Raw genomic sequence first — 23,426 nt, forward strand, 5'->3', positions numbered from 1 at the left:
CCATGGCCGAACAAACCCCTCCCGACCTTCAGGACCGTCTCGACCAGTTCAGCCAGCGCGGCAAGTCCAAGCCCCGCGGAAACAGCCTCGGGGTCGGCGCGCTCGCGGCCGCCCTCGCCCTTGGCGGGGCCGGGGTCGCGTATTTTCTGGCCACCGGTCTGCAGGAAGGTGACAGTGCGCTTGAGACCTCCGATGTCGAGACCTTTCAGGACCGCCGCCCCGGCTCCGGCGGGCGGCTGAAGTTTCCGCCCGACGAGACCGAGCAACGGGTCAATGACGCACTGATCGCCGTCGAGGAAGCGCTCGACGTGCCCGCCGCCCCTGCCCCGGAACCGAGCGCCGAGGTGCTGGCCGAAATCGCCAAGCTCCGCGAAGCCCTCGCCGCCAGCCAGGCTGCCCGCAACTCGGAAATCCAATCCGCTGTCGCGGACCTGCGCGAGGCCTTCGACGAGCAAAAGGCCGCGCTCGAAGCAACGCTCGCCGCAAAGGAAACCGAGCTGGCAAACCTCCAACGCCAGACCGAGACTCGCATCGAGGGGCTGCAGGCCATGCTCGATGCCGAACGGGCGCAGCGCGAGGGGCTTGAGGCCGAGCTCGATCGCGAAGGGGTGATCGCCGATCAGCGCCTTCTCGAACAACGCCGGCGTCAGGAAGAGGAGCAGCGTCTGCGCGAGGCCGAACGCATCGCCGAGGAGCTTCTGACTGCCCAGATCAAATCCCCCGCCGTGGTCTATGCGGACGGTCCACGTGGTGGTGCGAGTGGCGCGGCGGTGGCCGATCCTGCCGCCGCTGGCGCAAGTGGACCGGCCCTCTCGGGCAACGAGCAGTTCTTGCAGAGTGCGCGACCGCTCGAGGTGCAGGAGGCCGCCCGCCTCATCCATCCCGAACGCACGCTGACCCAAGGATCCGTCATCCAGGCGGCGCTGCAAACCGCTATTAACAGCGATCTGCCCGGCTCCGTTGTCGCGGTGGTCTCCGAGCCGGTGCTGGCGTTTTCCGGAGACCGGATCCTGATCCCCCGGGGCTCCCGCCTTTTTGGCCAATACCGCTCCGGGATCGAAATGCACCAGAAGCGCATCCTGATCCTTTGGACCCGCGTCCTGACCCCGGACGGCACCTCGATGGAAATCGCCGCTGTGGGCGGCGACCAGCTTGGCCGCTCGGGCCTCACTGGTCTCGTCGACACCAAGTTTGCCGAGCGCTTCGGCGGGGCGGCGCTGATTTCCGTGATCGGGGCGGCGCCTGCCGTGGCGGCGGAGAGTGCCAACAACGAGACGACAAGCATTGTCCTGGGCGATGTCAGCAGCGACCTGCAGGACGCTGTCGGGTCGGTCATCGCCGATCAGGTCTCGATCGCGCCGACGATCTATGTCGATCAGGGCGCCTCGGTCACCGTGCTCGTGGACCGGGATGTGGTGATCTACGGGGGTTCCGGTTCACAATGAAAAAGAAGCATCAGGTTTCGCGTTCGAGCCGCAGGCGAGAGGCAGCGAAACCAGGTTCAATATTACCGGAATCACCGAATTGATGGATCAGGCCTCGCCAGCCTCATACCTCGAGCGTTATCTCGACCCGTTCCGCGATCTCCTGCGGCGTGACGACGTGGTCGAGATCGCGATCAACCCCGACGGCAAGGTCTGGCTCGAGGTCGCGGGGGATGCCAGCATGCGCCACGAAGGTCAGACCGTGGATCGGACCACAGCCCTCAACATGGCCCAGACCATCGTCGGCGATGCCAAGGCCCGCGTCTCTGAAAAGAACCCCCTCGTCTCCGGCAAGGTGGAATATGCGGGCCGCCCGCTTCGGGTCCAGGTCGCCGTGCCGCCCGCCATCGATCGCGGTGCCTCGATCACCATTCGCCTCTTCGCCTCTGGCAGCATTAGGGACTACGCCCCGGCTTATCTCTTCGGCAAGGCCGTCTCGCTCGACGCCCTCCGCGCGGAGAAGATGAAAAACATCGCCAGTCTAGCGGAGGAGAACCTTGAGGCCGCGCTGCAGACTCTGGTCGAGGCGCGGCTCAACGTCCTGATCAGCGGCGGCACCTCGACCGGGAAGACCACGTTCGCCCGCCACCTCCTGACCCATGTGAGCGAGCACGAGCGGCTGATCACCATCGAAGACGCTTTTGAGCTCTTCCCCGGCCAGCCCAACACCGTCGCCCTCCTTGCCGACCGCGGTGCCGGTTCGCAACGCAGCGCCAACGCTCTCCTTCAAGCCTCCCTCCGTATGCGACCTGACCGGATCATCGTCGGCGAGCTGCGCGGTGCCGAGGCCCTGACCTACCTCGAGGCCATCAACACCGGCCATGGCGGGTCGGTTTCCACCATCCACGCGGAAACCGCAGAACTCGCAATCGATCGACTGGCGATCATGGTGCTGCAGGCCGGCACACCACTGACCTTTGCCGAGGTTCGGGAATACATCCGGAAATCCATCGATGTGATCGTCCAGCTCGGGCGGGCCGAGGGGAAGCGGGGGATTACGGAGTTCTATCTGCCGGGGTCGAGAAAACTACCGACATAGACGGCGCGATGCAGCCGTTTGCAACGCTGAACTGAACTTCCGCAAGGCGAAGTGTAGCGTTCACGCCAAAAGGAGACAGCTGACGTATTATCAACGGGCAGCGGTGACACTCCGGACCTTGGGGCGTTGAAGGAGTATCGCACAATTTCTTTGACCGCAGCGCGAAGAAAAACCTAACTATTTGAATTACGTATGATACTCTCTATGCGAGCAGCAGCGGGGTCGGCACAACCACCCTAAAACGAAAGGAGGCGACCACTGACTCAAGTACTTCCAGAAGATTTGGTTAATATAGTTTCGGGCGATCCAGAAGAGTTGGGTGTTCATCTCCAGCTTGTTAAACGGGACGTGCTCTTGAAAGATTGCGTGGCCCGTCTCCACTGTCATTGCCTGACTGTGGATGGGAACGGACGCGTCAAGCCGGAGCGTCTTGCGGAATTTATGCGCAACTCAATTATCGATTATGCCGTCCCGAAATCGCGGTTGGATGATGCGCGGGCGCGGGACGCCAGATTCAAGTCCGGAAGCGCGGTTGCAGCCCTGCACCACGAGGCAATCGGCACTTTTACGGACCTTGCCAATACTGGCGAAGGCGGCGAGATGCTGCTCTTCCTACTCGCAGAGCGCTTTCTCAAGGTTCCTCAGGTGCTCTGTAAGATGGACCTTAAGACCGACTCTCACATGCACTATCATGGTGCGGACGGCGTCTATGCTTCCGTAAACGAAAACGGCCTTCTCAAACTTTTCTGGGGCGAGTCAAAGGTGTATGGCGACCCTACAGCGGCCATAAGAGATTGCCTTTCATCACTTGCCCCTTTCCTCGTGGAGACGGACCACGAAGGCGCTGATCGCGAGCGGGATCTCGTGCTCCTCAGCGACAAAGCCGATCTCAGTGATCCGGAACTTACGGCCGCATTCCGGAAATATTTCGACCGAACCTCACCGCTATCGAACAGGGTCGAATATTGCGGGATCGCGCTTATCGCCTTCGATGCGGATTTCTATCCGAAAGATGATGCAAAAGGCATCGGGGAGGACATCCTGAAGGCGGCGAATGACGAAATGGAAAAATGGGTGAAGAATGTAAAGAACAGACTATCGGTGGAGAAACTCGACAAATTCGACATTCAGTTTTTCTGTGTGCCAGTGCCTTCGGCGGATGGGTTTCGCGCATCGTTCCTTAAGGCGCTGGGTATTAAGAAATGAAAGATACCGAACTCTTTGATTGGCTGTCGGGTGAGGCGCTTCGTGATGATATTATCAGGTTGACTCAGATCACAGTGGCGACTGAGATAACAAATCTGGACGCAATCCATGAATCCGCTGACCCAAAGAAGAGCTTTGACTGGCAGCAGCTTCTTTTGGCCGGAAGCCTTTTGGCCAGATCAACCGAACGAACGCATCAGGAGGCGGCGCTGCGGATCGCAACCGCTGCCGTCACACTCGAAACTTCGCCGGAAGTGCGGGATGCGGGGGCTGTCCTCCTCGAAAAGCTGTCCAATCGCAGGTCCGTCGAGCTGGCAATACTGCGAAACCGGATCGCTCCCGATCTTGAGGGCAGACTGGGCGTGTCGATGCGCCTTGAAGCCAACAGAAGACGTTTCGAGGACTCGATACTCCTTGAATCGAGCGGAAAATGGATAGGCGTCAACGATTTTCAGAAAGAACTATGGGCGGGCGCCTCTTCCGGCGCCGGCTGGCTTTCAGCGTCCGCGCCAACCGCGTCCGGAAAAACTTACCTCGTTTTGCAGTGGCTGCTCGATCACGTTCGCACGAGCAAGACAAAGATCGCCGTTTACCTTGCCCCAACCCGGGCTTTGGTGAGTGAGATTGAACTCAGTCTGAAGGAGCTATGTCAGTCGGACACCGGCATCGAGATCACGTCGCTACCGCTGACGGAAGTTTATTTCTCATCTACGACGGGAGACAAGAAAGCCGTCTTCGTATTCACGCAGGAGCGTTTGCACCTGCTTGTCAATCTTCTCGGGGAGGACTTCAGTGTAGACCTTCTCATTGTTGATGAAGCGCACAAGATCGGAGACAATCAGCGTGGTGTAATACTGCAGGATGCAATCGAGCGGGTGTCTCGGCAGAACCCGATGATGAAGGTCGTGTTTGTAAGTCCTTCGACACAAAATCCCGGAGAACTGCTTGAGGATGCGCCGAACGATATGCCGAAAACGTCGGTCAATACCGATATGCCAACCGTTCTGCAGAACGTGATCCTAGCCGAGCAAGTGCCTCGGAAGCCCAAGGAGTGGTCGCTGGACCTTGTCTGGGGCGATTCACCCATACCACTGGGCACGCTTAAACTGTCAAACAAGCCTGCGGGCCTGAAAAAAAGGCTGGCGTTTATCGCAGCGGCGGCAGGCGGTCGCGGCGGCACACTGGTTTACTGCAACGGCGCGGCTGAAGCGGAGGACGTCGCGCTCCTTATCAGCCAGTTGGAAGGCTCGGAGAAGACAGATGATCAGGAATTGCTGGACCTGGCTGATCTGGCCCGCAAAGGGGTCCACCGTAATTATCAGCTCGCGCCGCTGGTCGAACGTGGTGTCGCTTTTCACTATGGAAACATGCCCTCTCTCATCCGCACCGAGGTTGAGAGGCTGTTCCGCGACGGCAAGATAAGATTTCTTGCCTGCACCTCGACGCTGATTGAAGGAGTAAATCTCTCTTGCAGGACCATCGTTGTGCGCGGTCCCCGGAAGGGCCGTGGGAACCCGATGGAGCCGCACGACTTCTGGAACCTCGCGGGACGGGCCGGTCGCTGGGGAAACGAATTCCAAGGCAATATTATCTGTATCGATCCAAAGGATGAAAAAGCATGGCCCGTCGGCGTGCCGAAGCGCTCACGCTACCCGATCAAGAGAGAAACTGACGTCGTTATATCTTCCACCGATGAACTGGCTGCGTATCTTGAGAACAGAAACATCGACTCTTTGGCCGATCTTGCGCAAGGCGAAGAATTCGAACAGGTCGGGGCTTACCTCCTCAATACATATATTCGTCTTGGTACGCTTTCCGATGCCGCATTTGCGAAACGGCATTCTCCAGATGCGCTCCGGAAACTCGATAGAAGCCTCGAAGGTATTTCGGCGCTGATCAATATTACGCAGGATGTTCTAGTAAGACATCCAGGCGTCAGCGCGGTGGGCCTGCAGCGTTTGCTGGAAGCTTTTCGAAAGTACGAAGGCAATATCGAAAATCTGCTGCTCGCGCCTTCGGAAAGCGTCGATGCGTACGACAGGTACGTCACCGTCATGCGACGGATTAACGCAAATTTGTATCCTGTCTTCCTGCCAGACAGTCTCATTCCCCTGCACGCGCTCGTGGTTGTCGAGTGGCTGAAAGGATTGTCTTTGGCTGCAATTATCAGGAAGCGTATAGAGTATCAGCAACGAAACAACAGATCGTTCAAGCTTCCAGTGCTCATTCGCGAAACGATGAGCATGGTGGAAGAGACAGCAAGATTCAAGGCACCGAAGTATATTTCCGCCTATATGGATGTCCTCCGCCTGTTCTTGACTGAAGCCGAGCGCGAGGACCTGATTGATGAAGACTTTGACATCGGGATAGCGCTTGAGTTTGGCGTCTCCAGCATCACGCTTCTCTCATTAATGGAACTAGGGCTTTCCCGCATGTCTGCGGTGGCCTTGTATGAGAAGATTGCGCGCGACGATCTGGACAAGGAAGGTTGCCTGGCCTGGATTAATCAGCATGGCCCGAATTTCGCCGGGATGGACCTGCCTAACCTTATCGTCAGGGAAACGCTGCAGGTATCGGGCCTTGATGATCCGGAAGCGGGCCACGAATTCAGCGAATAGAGTAGAGAGGAAGCGATTATGCCCGCAAAGCCAGTAGAGATCGGATCGCTCTCATTCGCGAGGAAAGGAGACGCAAACGACTTTTTTAGGGATATGCTGTACAAATATGAACTGGGTGACAAGGTAACCAATGAAGACGCCGAAATACTAACGCATCTCATGCATATGCATCCCGAAGCCGCCGAAAAGATCGGCCCGGGAATTGAAAGCTTCAGTGTAAGAACGGCGGATTACGGAACGCGCTGCTTCTGGGTCAACCGCGTCGATGGAACGACAGAAAAATTCTCCTTTCGAGCGTGTTACTGATCATCAACACAGAGCTGCCATCGGCTATCGCTCATTAATTGGCTCGTATTCGAGTTTATGCTCTTCCTGGTGTGCGGTGACCTGCCACTGGGCTCTGATCCAGCCATGACTGGTGCCCGGTTGGTCTTAAGCTGCCTACGGATTCTGGACCGCCGAAAGGTGGAGGATCCGGTTGCCGAAAACAAACGCGAAATACATGCTATGCGAAATCTTCTTCTCTAAAATTCAATCTTAGTTCTGCGCCACGGCTGCCCTATACCCTCGCTGCTTTTTGCTAGCATGGAGCTTCATGAGCGCCGTGACAGCCTTGCCCTCGTCATCATGAAATTCGATCATCATCTGCCCTCGAAACCCGATACGGCCCCATTCCCGCACGAGGCATGCGCCGCCAAACAGGTCTGGTTGAACACTCATTCTATAGAAGCGCCGCATGTTGATAGACAGGTCGACCCGCTTGAGATCGACTGTCGTCGGGAACACTTCCATTTGCTGCATCGTATCCAACATATTGGGCAATCCCTTCTCATGTGTCACAATATCAGGTAGACATATGTGTTTCCACTATGTTCTAATTTTTCCCGACTCGGGCGAAACATTTCCGCTGCACTCTCTCCTAGCTTGGCAGAACTGCTGCAGGTTTAGGATTTTGACTGTACTTCGTGTTCTTGAATAGGGCGACAAATGGTAAAGAACATCTGCATATTCTCGGACGGAACCGGCCAGATGGGTGGCGCCAGGCCAGACCAACGGCTGTCGAATGTTTACAAGATGTATCGAGCCATGCGTCCCGGCCCAGATTCACCAATTAGCCCTAAGGACCAAGTGGCTTTTTACGACCCGGGCTTGGGAACAGGAGAACGCGGTGGGTTTTTCGGTCGGATCAAGCCCATCCTGGAAAGCGCCGTCGGAACTGGCATCGACCACAACATAATCGATTGCTACGAGCAGATCATCGCCCATTACGAGCCCGGCGACCGTGTGTTGCTGTTTGGGTTCTCGCGCGGGGCCTACACAGTAAGAGCACTTGCAAACGTTATGAACCTCTGCGGTGTCCCGACGCAGATGCCAGATGGTTCGCCGGTCCCGCGTTACGGCCCCGGATTGCGCAAGATCGCCAAGGACGCTGTAAAATTCGTGTATAATCACGGTGCTGGAAAACCGCGCGGACAAGATCCTTACTTCAAGAACCGTGAAGAACTCGGCAAGCGATTTCGCAAGAAGTATTCGAGCTTTCCGCTCGTAGGCGAAGAAAATCAGGGAAACGTTCAGCCAACATTCATCGGGGTCTTCGACACGGTGGCATCACTGCGAACGGCAGTTGTCCGCACCTTGGTCTGGGGCGTCACGTTCGGGGTCGGGGCGGCTTTGGCCGCAGGCGTTGCACTCGGATGGTCTTGGCTTTTGGTTGTTCCGCTTGGCGTACTTCTAGTCGCGCTTCTTTGGCAGCTAGGTTCCCTGTTGCTCGACAACTTCAAGTATTTCTCGGACGATCCCGAGCGCAAACTGAAGCTCTGGCGCCCAACCGATTGGCCGCAGATTCTCAAGACGGGTCATTTCGCGGCTTGGAACAAGCGCAACTACGACAAGTGGCTGGATCCCGATGTCCAACACGCCCGTCACGCCATGGCGATCGACGAAGACCGTGCTGACTTTCCAAGGGTTGGATGGGCATCGAAGGCGGCCGCGATTGAGACCAAAGATCGAGAGCCGAAGTGGTTGAAGCAGGTCTGGTTCCCGGGCTGTCATAGCGACATCGGTGGAAGCTATCCTGAGGCAGAGTCCCGCCTGAGCGATATCGCCCTCGATTGGATGGTCGACGAATTGAAAGACTGCGTGCCGTCGATCCAGATCAACGAGAACGTCTTGAACCGCGCCCCTGACCCTCTGGGTTTGCAGCACCGCGAAGACGCGATGGTAGCATTTGGCCCCCTCCGCATCCGCTGGAAGAAGGGAATTCGCGCAGTTGGCGACGACTTCCCGCTCCATCCTTCAGTCGAAGAGCGCATGCGAGCCAAGGCCGTCGCCCAGTGTGGCGAGGTCAAACCCTACCGACCTGCCCAATTGAAAGAGCGACGCGACTTGAAATTCTACTACGACGAATAGGGGACTAGTCGACGGCGCTCACCCTCCCAACAATTCCTCGATGAAGTCCTCCTGCCGGTCGAGCGCCGCCTTCCAATCCTTCGGCACGGCGGCTTCCCTTTCGAGCGTCTCGGGCTCGGGCTGCCCGCGTCCGGCCTCAATCGGCATCACGCTCATCGCGCGCGCTTCGCGCCGCTGCGATCGATCCCGGACAGGCGCACGTTCGGCTAGTTTCGCCTGGTCGTCTGCGCCGACCTCAAAGTCACCGCCCCAGGGCCCCACGCCCTGCACACTCGGCGGATAGGGGAACGGCTTGCCGTCCTGGCGGGCCAGCATGTCCTTGAAGAACGGATCGTCGTAATACTTGATCCGGCTAGCCTTGATAGGGTGCTGGGGCGAAGCGAGGATTATGACCTCGTCGGGATCCATGAGGCGCGCTTCCGTCTCGGAAAGTAGCGGCCGCTCTTCCAGACGCGCCGAGGTCGAGGTCGCGCCAAGGAAGCCCTTGTTGCGACCGTACATCCGGGTCACCGCCTCGCGGGTGGTGCTGCCGACCGCGGCGGAGACCTCTTTCACCGTGCGCTGGTCCCGCGGGGTGATGTAGAGCTTCAGCCCTGCCCCGTTCTCGAGACTTTCACGGCCCTCGGGCCCGTAAATCCGATCAAGCGAAGCCAGCGACTGCGCGATCATCGCGACGCGGCCGCCATAGCTTGCCAGCGAATGGATCGCCCGCTCGAGATAGGGCATCGCCCCCATCTGCTGGAATTCGTCGATCATCATCATGACCGGCCAGGGCTCGTCCGGGCCGGGCTCGTTCAGCCGGATCGAGGCGATGAGATCGGCGAACATCAGGCGCAAGAGCGGCGCCAGCGTCGCGATGTGATCCTCGGACACCGCGATGTAAAGCGACTGAGGGGTCTTCCGGAAGGTCGAGAAATCGAAGTCACTCGCTTCGGTGGCCGAGCGCACCGCCGGGTTGTCCCATTGTTTGAGACCCGCCGTCATCAGTGCCTGGATGTTCGAGGTCAGAAGCCGCGACGAGGCCGACGCGGCGTTGGTCCACAGCTCGCGCAGGATGTCTTCCTCAGCTTCGTCGGCGTAGGTCTTATACTGGGCGTTCTTGTATTCGCCCCCGGCGACGATCTTGTTCACCTCTCCAAGGTTCGGCGTGCCGCGCTGGATCGCCAGCAGGCAGGCCGCGACAAAGATCGACTTGCCGGCCTCGGAGAAGGTGTCGAGCGTCTTGTTGTCCTTGTCGAGGAAGAGGTCTGCCAGGATCGAGACCTCGGTGAAGCGCTGCGCGAATGTCGGGGCCTTGGCAATCCGCGCAAGCGGGTTGTAGCGATGCGTGGCATTGGCCCAATCAAACGGGCTGAAGCGATAGACCTCGTCACCGTTCAGCGCCCGGAGCCGCGCGGTCTTTTCGAAGTTCTCGCCCTTCACGTCGAGCACGACGACCGAGCCCGCAAAGCTCAGAAGGTTCGGGATCACGAAACCCACCCCCTTACCCGCGCGGGTCGGGGCCACCATCATCACATGAGGGATGGTGGTCGAGGAGATGAACTCGGCCTTGGACGTCGGGGAGCCGAGCTTGCCGCAGACAAAGCCCTTGCCGGGTGCCTGAAGCATGTCGTTCTTCTTCAGCTCCGCCTTGGTCTGCCAGTGGGCCGAGCCATAGTCGTCCCGCTCCTTCTTCCAGGTCCAGGCAAGCGCCAGGGCGCCGAGGCCAATCGCCCCGAAGCCTACGGCGCCAAACCCCACCTTGAACGCTTCGGGATGCGCCGCTCGGGTGCCCGCGCTGGCTTTCCAGAGCGCCAGCATGTCAAAACTACCAAACCCGGTTTTCAGGGCCAGGGTCAGGTAGAAGGCGGCGACGATGGTGCCGATGACGGCGCCGCAGATCACCCCGAAGAGGAGCGCGGCCCAAAGGGGGAGTGTCTTGGTCATGGTTGTCATCTCCCCCTTAGAATTCCATCTCGTCATCGAGACCACGATCTAGTGTTTTGTTTCGGGCAAGTTCACGCCCCATTTCCTGCGCCTCTTGCTGGCCGCGCATCCGCGCCACCTCCGTCGCCTTGTCCTGCTGCAACCCGGCGGCGCGGTCGGTGAAGACTTGGTCGCCGGTCTCCTCAAACGTCATCTCGAGGAATTCCTGCGTGACGGTGATCTGGTCGAGCTTGCTCGGAAGGGCCGCGTCCAGCACCTCGTAGTTGCCGCGGCGAAGTGCAGCCAAACCCTCCTCACCCAACTCCTTGAAGAGCTCGGATTGCAGGGTCCGCTCAACCACCTCTTCCTGTTCCTCGGTGAGCTTGCCGTCCCGAAGCATGTCGGCCAGGTCCTGCAGGTAGGGATTGGGCGTCCGGTCGTCTTCGTCGATGAGGGGCAGTGTCGCCTCCTCTTCGTCCGCGAGGGTTCGGCCGATCTCGACGCCCAGTTCCTTCGCCCGCTCCATCAGTGCGTCCATCACGCCGTCGACCTTTTCGAGCGCGGCATCGAGCTGGTCGTCACTCGCGGTCTCCACGCTGAGACCGTCCTTGGCCAGCACCGCGTTCATGTCGCGCTCGACCCAGTCTTGCGCCATGCCGTAGTTGCGCGTGCCGCCGGCAGTGATCCGGGCTACCAGCTCCTCGCTGTCCATGCCCACCTCCTCGGCGCGCTCGAGCACGTAGCGCAGCCCCTCGTCATTGCCGGATTGCAGCGCCGCAATCAGCACTTCGCTGCCCGCCCCCGGCGGATAGGGTTCTTCGAGCTGCTTTCCAAACCGTGCGCGCAGCTCCGGGTCAGGCACCATCTGCGAGAGGTCCGCGATGATCGGCGCGGCCTTGGCCTCGAAGGCGGCGCGCTCGGCCGGGTCCAATTCCTCGGCCTTGAGCCTCAGCGCCTCGATCGTGCGCTCGGAATAGTCGATCGCATCACCGACGGTCTTGATGTCCTTCATGTCTATCTCTCCTTCGGTGAAGTTCCAGGGCGTGCCGGAGCCGAGACCGTCTGCCATGCCGCGCACGGCGCGCGCCATGTGACGCTGGTCCATCCGGTCCAGCAGGTCGGCGAGGTACTTGTAGTCCTTGGCGAAGCCCACCACCTGCGCCTGCGCCATGGCGGATTCCTGGGCCGTCATGACGATCTCGCGCGGAAGGCGGGCCTCTTCCTTGGCGCGGTAGATCTCCTCAATCCCGGCGGGCTTCTCGAAAATGCCGCGCTCGAGCCGGGTGGTGGCGTCGAGCGTCACGCCGTAGCCTTCAGCGATCTCGGCCTGCTTCTCGCGCATCAGCTGCGGCGACATCACGCCCTCGGCCCAGCAAGAGAACCAGGTGCCGTTTTCGACGCCGCGATTGTTCAGGATGATATGGGCATGCTTGTGCGCCCGGTCGTCATGGACCGCGAGGACATAGTCCCACTGATCGCCATATTCCCCGCTCTCGAAGAAATGCTCCGTCCAGTCCATGGCGATGTCGCACACCTGATCGACCGTCACGTCGGTCGGGAACGAGAGCAGCATGTGCGAGGTGAACCCGAGCTTGGTCGAGCCGCGCCAGGTCCCGGCCCAATCCTCGATGATGTCTTCTTTCTGCTCCTCAGAAAGCACCGCCGCATCGGTCAGCGCGTTGGTCATCGTCGAATAGGTGTATACCGCCTTGTCGTTGATGTAGGAAATCTGCGCCCCGAGGCTACACCTCGTCTTGCAGCCTCCTGCCCGGATCCGTTTGAACACCGCAGCCCGGCTCTGCCCTGAAGCCACTTTCAGCGCGTTGCGCGCCGACATGGATCCGACGCGCGAGAAACTTCGCCCCTGCCGACGCCCCGCCAGCCGCGCGTCGATCCGCGCCGCGGCCTGACCCCGGATACGCTCATCCTCCCAGAGCCGGCCCATGACCGAGGCATAGAGGGCGAGCGGATCAGCCATTCCTGACGAGCCTCAAACCTGTCACGGTCTCGCGCGGGGTGCCCTCCAGAACCGCGCCATCCGCCCCCTGCCCTTCTTCCCTTTGCGGCCACTCCTGATGACGCAGCGCTTGCGCCGCATCCTTCATCCGGCCCATCTCACGGCTCATCGACTGCGCAAGATCGAGCAGTTCGATCAGCACTGCGCGATCCGCCGCCGAGACCTCCAGCCGACCGCGATGGACCGCCTTGGCGAGCACCATGCCAGCGTCGCTCACATCCTTCGCCTGTCGCCATGCGGCGCAAAATTCGGCGACCAGATCACGGGGCACATCGAGGAAACCGCACCGTCCGCGCAGCACCGCATTGAGCGCCTGTGACCGGTTGGAAAAACCCCGTTCGCGCCACTCGGCATCGAACGCTGCAAGCTCAGACTGACTAGCCCGGAAAGCCACTGTCTCGCTCGGATCGCGCGCTGCGATCCCCTCGCCCGCCTCCTCTTTCGCGAGCCGGTTCACGTGGCGCGGAGAGATACCGAACGCCGCCGCCAGCTCCTTCGCGCTCTCGCCCGCCGTGAAGCGCCGCGCCACTTCGATGCGCTCTTCAAGCTTCAGGTTTTTCGCTGGCCTCGGCACTAGGGCGTTCTCCCGCTGCCAGAAAAAGATTGCATGCGCAGACGCGCGCGAGGCAGCGATTGCTCGCAATCGCTTTCGCGTGCGGCGGAGCATTCAGCTTTGCGGGAAACGCCCATGACAGACCCCTCGGACAAAATGTGCAAACATTGGCCATATCCTGCCAACGTCTTCCTTCTCTCCTTTGCTTATACTTCAATACATCACATTGCGCAATATAACGTTTTGCATGCTGTGTCTTTTTGCTGGCAATAGGGTGCAGTCAAGACTGCTCCGCAGCGCGACATGGAACGCCGCCGTCCTCATCGATGCGCGGCAATCTGGTCGAATTAATCTGCCTAAACTTGCGCTGGAGCAGCACGCGATGTCAGGCAAACCGAGCGCCCGAGCCGGTAACGGATCGGGCGCGAAGAACACGAAAACGGCCCGCGCGAGATAGCGCGGGTCCCACCATTCGAGGGCGTCACGAAGCTTCTGAGAGACGGTGTCAAACCCCTGCGGATCAGTAGACCCGCAGGGGTGTCTGGGTCAGTGACCCAGTCCCTGAGAGCGCAGGTCGTCGTAGCGGCTGCGGGCGATCAGCGCCTCGGTCTCGAGGCTGTCGAGTGTCTCGGGATGGGCGTCTTCATCAAACGCGGCGAGGTAGGCATCAAAGGCCATGTCGGCTTGCAGTTCGGCGAGGTCGATGGATTGTTCGAGTGTCATGGTGTGATCCTTTCCGTTGATCGTCGTTGGACGGATCGTGGAAAAGACCGGGGGCATGAGAGCGGGCTGCACCCGGCACGGGGCGGAATGAAATGGAGCACGCCGGGGGCAGGTTTGTTGTGAGCGGTGCACCGCAGCGCTCAAGGCGCAGCCGTCCAGAAACCTGCCCCCAGCGTTGCCGGCCGCTCGACCCCGGGCTAGCGATCTGAGAGGCCAACAGGTCGACGGAAAGGCGCGCGACGGTGGCCCTGACGTGAGACGTCGCCCCCCGGACGCATGACGTTGATCTGCGGTTTACACCCTCGCGGCAAAGGGTGAGTTCGGCACCCTGGCAGCCTCGCCAACACGACCCAAGCGCGGGTTGCTCGACTGAGAGAAGGGGTGCGCTTACCTCGCACAGTGGGCTCCCATTTTTCCCCTGCTGACTTTCGGCTCACCCTCGGGTTCGCGCGATCCACTCTGTCCCTCAACAGAACGATCAAAGCTGCTTCTGCGATCGATCCAGTCAGACTATCCGCCTCGGTGTCAGCGTCCGAAATATGCCGCATCCTTCTGACACGGGTTTCGGACCCGAACCGCTGCCATTCCTCATAACGAGAAATAGCCAGACCGCCGGAGCGGTCTGGCCCTTGGCTTAGGCGGCGTCTTTCGGGCCCCAGGGGATGACGGCCTGCAGGGACAGATCGTCCTGGTTCGCGGCCTTGCCGAGGTTGGCGTTGAAGCCGTGGTCGCGGATGGTCAGCGTGTAGTAGTCGGCACCGGTCTCCTTGTTCTGCTTCTTCCAGATGCCGCCGCACTCGACCAGCTTGCCGCGCGGGGAGCGGCCGAGGACGCGGTGCGTGGGGGCCATCGGGTTCGTGCTCGCGACGGGCTCGACCGTGATGTCGAGGTCGAAGGTCAGGGTCGAGATGGAGCCTGTGCCCTTGGCGGTCTCGATGTCGGCGCTGGTGAATTTGATGCAGTTCGTGGTCATTGCTCTTCTCCTTGTTTGCGTTGCAATGATGGTCACCTTGCAGCTGGCCAAGGCCCGGGCACACCGAAGGCGAAGCGTAGCGGAGAGGGGCAGGTGCCGGTCTTTTTGCTCCGCGAGGAATGACCCGCAGGGTCAGGGGAAAAAGATCGGCGGCAACCTTTGTGGACGGGACGACAGCTGCGACCAGCATGTCATGCAACTCAGACAAAGGGAGAAGTGCGTTGGCCGCTAAGGAAGGATGGTGAACAGCCGTCAAAGATGCCAGAGGGCGCATGTTGATGCATGGATCATAGCTGGAGCAGGCATTTTCGGATCCATGTCACTTGCCAGATTCCCGACGCACCCACCTTGCGACGACAGCGAAAACTTGCTGTGACAAAGAAGTGCTACCGGGGGTATCGTAAGAGCGAAATTTTGGACCAAATCGTTTTCGGGCACAGACAAACTAAGCCGAAGTACAAGAAGTGAGGCAAAATAGCTTTGGAACTAGAAGAACTCGCAAAGCAGTGCCAAAACTGTGCACAGCATAGCCCAGTGATAGTCTTGGGCAGCGGGGCCTCGATACCGCATGGCATTCGTGGCATGGGGGATTTGGCCGTTTGGCTCCGCGATAATGTACAGGCCGACGATGGACCGGAAGTCGATGCCTGGACACTTGTTAGAACAGCCTTGGCCGCTGGAGATCATTTAGAAGCAGCACTAGAAAACAAGCCTCTACCCGACTCCTTGGTTGTCAAGATTGTCCGAAGTACCTGGGACTTCATCGCTCAGGGCGATTATAGCCTGCTCAAATCAGCTATAAAGACCGAGACCATTTTTCCGCTCCGCACCCTATTCACAGGTTTATTCCGAAGTACAAACCGCAATATCCATGTCGTAACAACAAACTACGACCGCGTTGCAGAGTATGCAGCCGATTCAGGCGGCTACATCCACAACACGGGTTTCCTTCCGGGCTATCTGCGACGGGCCGATGGGGCGGAGAATCTGATTTTCAAACAAGGGGCCAATTTGGCGCGGACGGTCACAGTCTGGAAAGTCCACGGGTCTCTTGATTGGTTTTCAGACCCGCATGGGGGTGTGATGTCGCTACCGATGACGAGCGAGTTGCCCGATGGTTTGGTTCCGTTGATCGTCACGCCAGGTGTAAGCAAATATCAGCGGACGCACGACGAGCCCTTTCGGAGCGCGATACAGGGCGCCGATCGTGTGTTGAGTGCCGCGACCGCATTCATTTGCATAGGATACGGGTTCCGCGACGGCCATATCCATCCGAAGCTGATGACGCGTTGTCGTGTGCATGACGTTCCCATCCTTGTCGCAGCGCGCACCTTAACGCCCGAAGCCAAGGATTTTCTCAAGAACAACGCCGGGCGTCACTACCTCGCGCTCGAGAACCACGATGAGGGGACGATGGTTTACAACCGTGACAGCCCAGACGGTATTGTTGTTACCGGGGGCAAATATTGGGAGTTGCCTGCATTGAACGAATTGATTGGGTTTTAGGAGGAAGAGTTGGGCATACTTGATTTCAACGATGATGAAAGTCTCGGCAAAATTATTGCCGTCGATACTGCCACTGTGACGGTGCGAGTCGATGAACTTGAACGCCTCAAACGGATTCAGGTCAATCGGTTGACCGCGATCAGAAGCTCGAAAGCCGGGCAGCACTTAATCGGGATAGTTTCGCGCATCACACGCAAAGCAGGTGACGAAACTGCAATAGACGGGTCTGAGGAGGATCCGGAAGCCGCGCTCCCCGAAAACAACCTCGTTCGGGTCGCTCTGATTGGAACACTCGTAGACAAGGAGGGGCTGAAAGAGAACGTCTTTAAGCGCACCCTAGAGACTGTGCCCGAAATCGATGCGGATTGCTTTTCCTTGGAAGGTCAGCGCCTGACAGACTTCATGCAGGTCATTTCGCAGGTTTCCGGCGACGGCCCGCAGCTTGATCTTGGTCGCTATGCTTTGGACGAGGACGCGCGGGCCTTCTTGAACGGCAACCGTCTGTTCCAACGTCATGCCATCGTGGTCGGTAGCACTGGCAGCGGCAAATCGTACACAACTGCGCGGCTCCTAGACCAGATTGCCGGTCTTCCACAAGCCAACGTAATCTTGTTCGATATCCATGGTGAGTACCAGACCCTCGATAGCGACGAGTTTCGGCATCTACGCATCGCTGGGCCGGGGGACATTGGACACGATCGCCGACTGGCCGACGGTGTTCTACATCTACCGTTCTGGCTTCTCGGCTATGAGGCATTGGTCGCTTTGTTTGTAGATCGGTCCGATCAGAACGCTCCGAACCAAGCCATGCTCATGACGCGCTGTATCACCGATGCGAAGCGCGCAATGCTTGATCCGGGAAAACACGCCGACATTCTTGCAAATTTCACTATCGATAGCCCCGTGCCTTTCGATATCGACAGTGTCCACAAGCAACTATCTGACTTGAACGAACAAATGGTTCCGGGCGCTAACAACAAGGATAAGCAAGGACCATACTTCGACAAGCTCAGCCGCTTAATCGCGCGATTTGAAGCCAAACGAAATGATCGCAGGCTTGGGTTCATATTTCAGCCGCCAGCAGCCTGTATGGATATGGCCTGGCTGTCGGAGGTAACGCATTTCCTGATAGGCGGGCGCGGATCGCAAGCTGATGGCAAGGGTGGGATCAAGATCATCAATTTCTCGGAAGTGCCGTCCGACATCCTGCCGCTCATGGTCAGCTTGATTGCTCGGCTGATATTCACAGTCAGCCAGTGGACGCCACCAGACAACCGTCATCCCATCGCATTGTTCTGCGATGAGGCACATCTGTATATCCCGGAGCGTGCATCGTCAGAGTCAGCCGATGAGATCTCTGTCGGGATTTTCGAGAGGATCGCCAAAGAAGGCAGGAAATACGGTGTTGGACTAGTGGTTATCAGCCAAAGACCATCCGAAGTGAACCGCACCGTTCTGAGCCAGTGCAACAATGTCATTGCGATGCGGCTGACCAACGGCGACGATCAATCCGTGATCAAACGGTTGCTGCCTGACAGCCTCGGCGGGTTTGGTGATCTTCTACCGGTCCTCGACATCGGTGAGGCATTGGTGGTCGGCGATGCGAGCTTGCTTCCGACGCGAGTTGTGGTGTCCGAGCCGCGCTTCAAGCCCAATAGCGCGACAGTCAATTTCTGGGATCGTTGGAGTGACGCGGCACCAGTTGCGGGAACGGAAGATGCCGTCCTTTCTTGGCGGAGACAAAGCAATCACTAGCCCTAGGAGCGATGAAAACAGTCAACGAGTATTGCCGCACATATTATGCTGGGACGATTCTACCGACCATCGCGGTAAGAGTATCGGGCGCAAGCTTGGAAGAAATTGCATCCAACTCCAAGAGGGGCTGCGACAGGTAAGGATGAAACTTCTCCGACATTAAATTCCCAGCTCCAGCGAACAGATCGACAGGTTCGCCAGATCGAATGTGCGCTAGTACCGTTTGAAGATCGGGGGTTTCGTCCCCGGCCTCCACCATCAGAAACCCGTCATGCAGTTCGACCGAAAACCCCTCACTTCTCAGTGCTAGCGCGAGGGTTGATGTCTTCACCGTACCGACCCGCGTCGCAATGACTGATGTATGCTCGCCAATGGTGTGTAGGTTATTGGCCCTAAACCCCAGCTGTTCATAGTGAGCACGCGCTTCCTCGAGCATCATCAAAGAGACTGTATCCATGTAAGCTGGGCTGGAATCCCCCTCGAGCACGGCGAACATTCGGTCGATCACTTTGTCATGAATGTCCCCCGCATCGCCGCCGAAGACGGGCGGCACACCAGCCTTCGCGGGTTTGACGACGATGACCTTTTCACGATCATGGATTTCTTGAACAACCCAACGTCGCCCAGAGAATATTAATAGCATCCCAGGGGCAAGAACATTATCGATCGGCAGGGTTCCAAGGTCCCGCCCCTCTGCGACCAACCGGAATTCCTCAGGCGTCTGAAACACCGCATAGAAGCTGTAATGCTCAACCAGTTTTTCGCCCGCGGGTCCCAAAAGCAACAGCCCGCTGCCGACCTGTTCGATCAAGCCGGTTTCTGGGTGGCCGATTGCACGCAACACATCTGCGAAGACTTCGGTTGTGACCTTCCGAAAGGGGCCTTCGCGGCAGAGCACATTGTAGACCACGCTTGCAGACGCACCGCCGCGCTGCGCTATGACTGACAGTATCTGGTGGACGAGCGTCGAGAGATGAAGCGCCTGAGGTTTTGGAGGTTCGCACCAGCCTTCCAGCAGCAAGTCTATCATCGCGATGGACCTGATCAGGCCGAGGCGAAGACGATCCACGAAACTGCTCTCCGGCGTCAACTTGGCTTCGACAGCATACTGCCTGAGAATGGCCGGCTGTCCTTCACGCCGGCCTGATCGGCCAAGCCGTTGTCGCAACGCGGCGACGCTGAATGGCGCACCGATTTGAGCCACGCAGGTCACGTCACCGATGTCGATTCCAAGCTCGAGCGTCGATGTGCAAACGGCTGTCGTCGGTTTCGCAGGGTCCTTCAAGCGCCGCTCAACGAAGTCACGGTGTTCTCGGGAGAGGCTCGCGTGGTGGGGATAGAATTCCTGTGGCAGGTGCTCCCGTTCGCAAAGCTCCCGCAACCGATCTGCGTAAATCTCGACCCGTTGACGCGCTCCGGCGAAGACCAGGTTGTCGCTGCCTCGAAGGTGTTTGAAAAGATGTGCTGCGATCGCGTCCGTTGCGGATGGGCTGTTTTCATCTTCATCGCCGGAAAGGTAACCGCGAAGCTGAAGCTTCAATTCAGCCTCGCCGCCATCTGCTTCGATCAGCTGGACAGCGTTTGCGGCGTCAGGGCGAAGATAGGCCTTAGCGAGGTCCATGTCGCCTAGCGTAGCTGACAGACCTATCCGACGGATTGGGCGCTTTATCGCGAGCTCGAGCCGTGTGAGCAGTGAACGAAGCTGGACACCGCGTTCGCTGTCCAGAACTGTGTGCAGCTCGTCGATCACGACCGCCCGTGTCGCCCCAAACAGGCGGGCAATTTCCAAACCGCGACGAATGAAAAGCGCCTCAAGGGACTCTGGGGTTATCAGAAGGATCCCTTTTGGAGATATCAACGCGCGCGTCTTGATGGATTGCGAGACATCTCCGTGCCAGGGAACAACCGGAAGCTCTGCTTCCTGGCAGATGCCCTCCAGCCGCATGGCCTGGTCCGTGATCAGGGCTTTCAGCGGACCGATGTAGAGCAGGTCGAAGCCGGTGCCGCCCGACGGCTCGTCAAGCACCTGTGAAATCAACGGCAGGAACGCCGCCTCGGTCTTTCCGCCCGCCGTAGAAGCTGCAACGATTAAATCGGCATTGGATTCGCAGATCGTCCGGATGGATCGCGCCTGGATGTCGCGAAGTTCGCGCCAACCTTTCTGGCGTATCCATTTCTGCACAGGCCTCGCCAGTTTGTCGAACGCACTGCTCATCGGCGTCAGAGCTTGAAGCTGATCAGATCATCGTCACCGGGGTCTTGGGCACCAGTCGACTCGTCTACCTCGTTCATGTCTTCGCCGAGGTCTTCGGAGACCTCGATCTTTTCGATCAGATCGCTCCACTCGACACCGGGGTTTTGCTCAAGCACGGAAAGCAGGTTCACGAATGCCGTCACCGTATTGCGCGGGGTGCGGAAGTAAGCTTCACCGATCCGGTCCGAACAATGCGCCATGAAGGCCTCGAGCGCGTCGTCCGGCAGAGCACCGGCATCGTCCTGCATGATCCGCCGCACATTGGCCAGAAGAACGAAGAGATCTTCAGGGGTCAGGCTGGCCAGCCGGACAACCGGTCCTGAAAGGTCGACCAATCCGTCCCGCGCGAAGGTGTTCTCGGCCAAACGCGATTGAAGGGCTTCGTAGCTATAGAGCCCTCGACGGGTGTTCATCAGAAACTCCGGGGTTCCACCCATAAGGAATCCGAGGTTCTCGGCGCTACCCTGCAGCACATCGTTCAGGATCCGGAGGATCTGTTCGTAGTTTGCATTGCGGGCCTGCGACGAAGTGAGCTTGTAGAGGTTCACCATCTCGTCGAGGCCGACCAGCAATCCTTTATACCCGGCCTCGCACACGAATGCCGACATCAGCTTCAGATGGTCATAGACACTGGCGTCGTCGATGATCGTTCGCACACCAAGTGCTTTGCGCGCGTCGGTGCGTGTCGCGAACTCGCCGCGCAGCCATCTCAGGGCTGCGGATTTCAACTCGTCGTCGCCGGTCTCATGGCCTTCCCAATATCGACGGATGACTTCGGCGAACTCAAACCCTCCGGTAAGTTCTTCAAAGTGGCCAAGGCGTTCACGAATGACGGTCCCCGTGGGCAAATCCCGTTCTTCAGCATCTCGGTGAGCCTGGCTGACAAATCGCTCCACCACGCTGGCCAATGCCCCGCCATCGGGCTTGGTCCGCGTCGAGAGGTTTCGGGCCATCTCGGCATACAGCCCGCGAGCTTGTCCGCCGGTCGCGTGAATGCGCCGATCTGGCGCTAAATCCGCGAACATCACGACCAGGCCTTTCTCCAGAGCCACGAGGCGGATCAGGTTCATGAAGAACGTCTTGCCCGATCCGTACTCCCCGATGATGAACCGGATCGCCGATCCGCCATCGGATATCCGGTCCATGTCCTTGACGAGCTCTTCAATCTCTCGGACGCGGCCAACCTGAATATGGCGCAAACCGAGTTTGGGCACGACCCCGGCCCGAAGCGCCTGTACGATTGCATCGCGTTCACGTGGTTTCAACTTAGACATCCCTGCCCTCCGCACTCATCTTTTCTTTTACCGCCTCCGCAATTTCCAGAGACACGTCATATCCATCATACTCGTCGAGCAGTGCTTCGTTGTAGGTCTCAAAAGCCCATTCATTCACGACTTCCAAAGCCCCGGATGCCATCAACCCATGCGAGGCGCAGATCGTCTCGAACTCGGTTTCAGACCAATGCTCTCGAGTGACCAGTTCGAGGACAAGGGCGCCGTGTTTCGGGTCAAGCCCTACCAGCTGGCTTTGGCTGGCAGGCGCGGAGGCACCACTTTCTTCCTCTTTGACATCGAAAATCTGACCGAGGACGGACGACACGCGCTCTGTGTCCGAACGAATTGCTGCGATCCGTGAAGCGTCGAGTTTCGGTCCGCTGGCTTTTTCGAGCGCGGGTATCGCTTCGCCCGGGCGACCCGGTTGCGACGCGCGAACAGTGCGTGGACCATCCGCAACTTCGCCAGCATGCAGGTCGGTGTAGGCAAGCGCAGGATCAAGTCCCAAAGCCTTGTAGATTTTCTCGATGCTTGCGACTTCGTCGGAGTGAATAATGCCATCGGCATGTGCTGCACCGACCAGCGCTGCCCGCATAGCGGCTTGGCTGTCTTGGCCCACCTCCTTCAGTTTGCGCCGCAGAAGCGTCATGTCCGGTGGCACGGCCAGGAACCATTCAAGGTTTGCACGCAGCCTGCGGCGTTCCTGATCGCTGAGGGCCGTGGCAGAAACCTGATCTTCCAACGCCCTGCGTTCAGGCTCCGCGATGCGACCATCAGCATGGGCGACTAACGACCCAAGTGCCAATTCGATCAAGGCGCTTCGATAGCTGTCGGAAACGTCCTCCAGTCTTTCGATGGGTTCGCCCAGACGAAACAGCACAACAGGCTCCTCCGTCTTGGGCGACCGGAGCGCAAACCGAGGGTCGGGCGCCAGACCGAAACCGAGGCGCGCGAGCGCGTCGGCGGCTCCTGTCATTTGCCGTTTTCCGATCTTCTCGTTCGTTTCTCCCTCCAGTCGTCCGATCACCTCCTCAAGCGGCACCAATCCCCCGCGATCGACGATATCGCTTGCCCAAGATTTCAAGCGGTCCATTTCCTCTGATGGGAAAGCATCCCAAAGTTCAGAGGGTAGCAAGGCATGCGCTTCCACACTTCCGCGGCCGTCAGGGTTTCGGCCCAGGAAGCGACTGAGCTTGTCGAGGTCGTTCATCACCTCGTCAGCCAGCTCTTGCGCAATCTCGACCGGCTTGCGCAAGCCGGAGATGTCGGGCACGGGTTTGCCATCCACGGTCGGATTGACTGACCCCTGAAACTCGCTGGAGGCGGCGCGATAGGATGCCGTGAGTGATTTCCGGGGTTTTGTCACTTTGAGCCCATCAGGAAAACGCCGATCAAACCGCATACGGAAAAGAGCGACGAACTCGTCACGGCACCGCGTCGCGGGAGTTCTCAGATTTGTTTCCGGATGGCAGATGAACCAACTCAGCAACCAGTCAGCCGTCAGGTTCTCGCCTTTGTCGATCCGAGCTCCGATTGCGTATTTGAGTGAGAACGGAAGTTCCCAGCCCTGCTTCTCGAACATCGGCTCGATGGCGTCGAGGTCGGTTTCGGCAAGCATCGCAATGTCGAGGAACTCCCCCAAATAACGCCTGACAGAGTGGTTGTCAGGGTAAAGTGACTGCAGCCGCCGAACTTCCTGGACGATATCCT

The 23,426-nt window shown here is 58.9% G+C and carries 17 protein-coding genes; 8 read left to right on the plus strand and 9 right to left on the minus strand.

Annotated elements, in window-relative coordinates; translation table 11 throughout:
• The first annotated feature begins 2 nt into the window (after positions 1-2).
• From AC5SSZ_RS16440 to AC5SSZ_RS16460, 5 genes are all read left to right on the plus strand, one after another.
• Positions 3-1,445: a TraB/TrbI/VirB10 family type IV secretion system protein gene (locus tag AC5SSZ_RS16440; protein ID WP_007120615.1), complete on the plus strand. Its 1,443-nt coding sequence runs from the start codon at positions 3-5 to the stop codon at positions 1,443-1,445.
• 82 nt (positions 1,446-1,527) lie between these two features.
• On the plus strand, positions 1,528-2,523 hold the full coding sequence (gene virB11 / locus AC5SSZ_RS16445) for a P-type DNA transfer ATPase VirB11 (protein ID WP_007120616.1): 996 nt from the start codon (positions 1,528-1,530) through the stop codon (positions 2,521-2,523).
• Between the two features lie 348 nt (positions 2,524-2,871).
• Positions 2,872-3,729, plus strand: a complete 858-nt coding sequence (locus AC5SSZ_RS16450; protein ID WP_235859527.1) for a HamA C-terminal domain-containing protein — start codon at positions 2,872-2,874, stop codon at positions 3,727-3,729.
• Positions 3,726-6,347 (plus strand): DEAD/DEAH box helicase, encoded by a 2,622-nt coding sequence (locus tag AC5SSZ_RS16455; protein ID WP_084353841.1) that lies wholly within the window; start codon positions 3,726-3,728, stop codon positions 6,345-6,347. Before AC5SSZ_RS16450 ends, AC5SSZ_RS16455 begins: the two co-directional genes overlap by 4 nt.
• Before the next feature lie 18 nt (positions 6,348-6,365).
• Positions 6,366-6,653: a DCL family protein gene (locus AC5SSZ_RS16460; protein WP_007120620.1), complete on the plus strand. Its 288-nt coding sequence runs from the start codon at positions 6,366-6,368 to the stop codon at positions 6,651-6,653.
• 231 nt (positions 6,654-6,884) lie between these two features.
• On the opposite strand, the gene AC5SSZ_RS16465 is transcribed toward AC5SSZ_RS16460, so the two are convergent.
• Positions 6,885-7,160: a WGR domain-containing protein gene (locus AC5SSZ_RS16465; RefSeq protein ID WP_007120621.1), complete on the minus strand. Its 276-nt coding sequence runs from the start codon at positions 7,158-7,160 to the stop codon at positions 6,885-6,887.
• A gap of 174 nt (positions 7,161-7,334) precedes the next feature.
• Between AC5SSZ_RS16465 and AC5SSZ_RS16470 the strand changes: the two genes are divergently transcribed.
• Positions 7,335-8,756 (plus strand): phospholipase effector Tle1 domain-containing protein, encoded by a 1,422-nt coding sequence (locus AC5SSZ_RS16470; RefSeq protein ID WP_040701697.1) that lies wholly within the window; start codon positions 7,335-7,337, stop codon positions 8,754-8,756.
• An 18-nt stretch (positions 8,757-8,774) separates the two neighbouring features.
• On the opposite strand, the gene AC5SSZ_RS16475 is transcribed toward AC5SSZ_RS16470, so the two are convergent.
• The 5 genes from AC5SSZ_RS16475 to AC5SSZ_RS16495 form a co-directional block, all read right to left on the minus strand.
• Positions 8,775-10,682: a type IV secretory system conjugative DNA transfer family protein gene (locus AC5SSZ_RS16475; RefSeq protein WP_269348001.1), complete on the minus strand. Its 1,908-nt coding sequence runs from the start codon at positions 10,680-10,682 to the stop codon at positions 8,775-8,777.
• 16 nt (positions 10,683-10,698) lie between these two features.
• Positions 10,699-12,639, minus strand: a complete 1,941-nt coding sequence (locus AC5SSZ_RS16480; protein ID WP_084353828.1) for a relaxase/mobilization nuclease domain-containing protein — start codon at positions 12,637-12,639, stop codon at positions 10,699-10,701.
• Positions 12,632-13,252, minus strand: a complete 621-nt coding sequence (locus tag AC5SSZ_RS16485) for a helix-turn-helix domain-containing protein (RefSeq protein ID WP_084353843.1) — start codon at positions 13,250-13,252, stop codon at positions 12,632-12,634. The genes AC5SSZ_RS16480 and AC5SSZ_RS16485 overlap by 8 nt, the downstream gene beginning before the upstream one ends.
• 525 nt (positions 13,253-13,777) lie before the next feature.
• Positions 13,778-13,954 carry a hypothetical protein gene (locus AC5SSZ_RS16490; RefSeq protein WP_165198475.1) on the minus strand — a complete coding sequence of 59 codons (177 nt, stop codon included), beginning with the start codon at positions 13,952-13,954 and terminating at the stop codon, positions 13,778-13,780.
• Between the two features lie 634 nt (positions 13,955-14,588).
• Positions 14,589-14,927 (minus strand): DUF736 domain-containing protein, encoded by a 339-nt coding sequence (locus AC5SSZ_RS16495; protein WP_037207756.1) that lies wholly within the window; start codon positions 14,925-14,927, stop codon positions 14,589-14,591.
• Between the two features lie 480 nt (positions 14,928-15,407).
• Between AC5SSZ_RS16495 and AC5SSZ_RS16500 the strand changes: the two genes are divergently transcribed.
• Complete coding sequence (locus AC5SSZ_RS16500; RefSeq protein ID WP_084353830.1) at positions 15,408-16,433, plus strand: SIR2 family protein; 1,026 nt, start codon at positions 15,408-15,410, stop codon at positions 16,431-16,433.
• Between the two features lie 9 nt (positions 16,434-16,442).
• Positions 16,443-18,188 carry an ATP-binding protein gene (locus tag AC5SSZ_RS16505; RefSeq protein WP_084353831.1) on the plus strand — a complete coding sequence of 582 codons (1,746 nt, stop codon included), beginning with the start codon at positions 16,443-16,445 and terminating at the stop codon, positions 18,186-18,188.
• Between the two features lie 43 nt (positions 18,189-18,231).
• Here the strand turns inward: AC5SSZ_RS16505 and AC5SSZ_RS16510 are convergent, their stop codons facing one another.
• From AC5SSZ_RS16510 to AC5SSZ_RS16520, 3 genes are all read right to left on the minus strand, one after another.
• Complete coding sequence (locus AC5SSZ_RS16510) at positions 18,232-20,403, minus strand: DEAD/DEAH box helicase (protein ID WP_084353832.1); 2,172 nt, start codon at positions 20,401-20,403, stop codon at positions 18,232-18,234.
• 5 nt (positions 20,404-20,408) lie between these two features.
• Positions 20,409-21,716: an ATP-binding protein gene (locus AC5SSZ_RS16515; protein WP_084353833.1), complete on the minus strand. Its 1,308-nt coding sequence runs from the start codon at positions 21,714-21,716 to the stop codon at positions 20,409-20,411.
• Positions 21,709-23,426, minus strand: a 1,718-nt coding sequence (locus AC5SSZ_RS16520) for a tellurite resistance TerB family protein (protein ID WP_495438877.1), incomplete at its 5' end; no start/stop codon positions are given. The genes AC5SSZ_RS16520 and AC5SSZ_RS16515, both read right to left, overlap by 8 nt.

The organism is Phaeobacter sp. CC-HEC084, assembly GCF_059429255.1.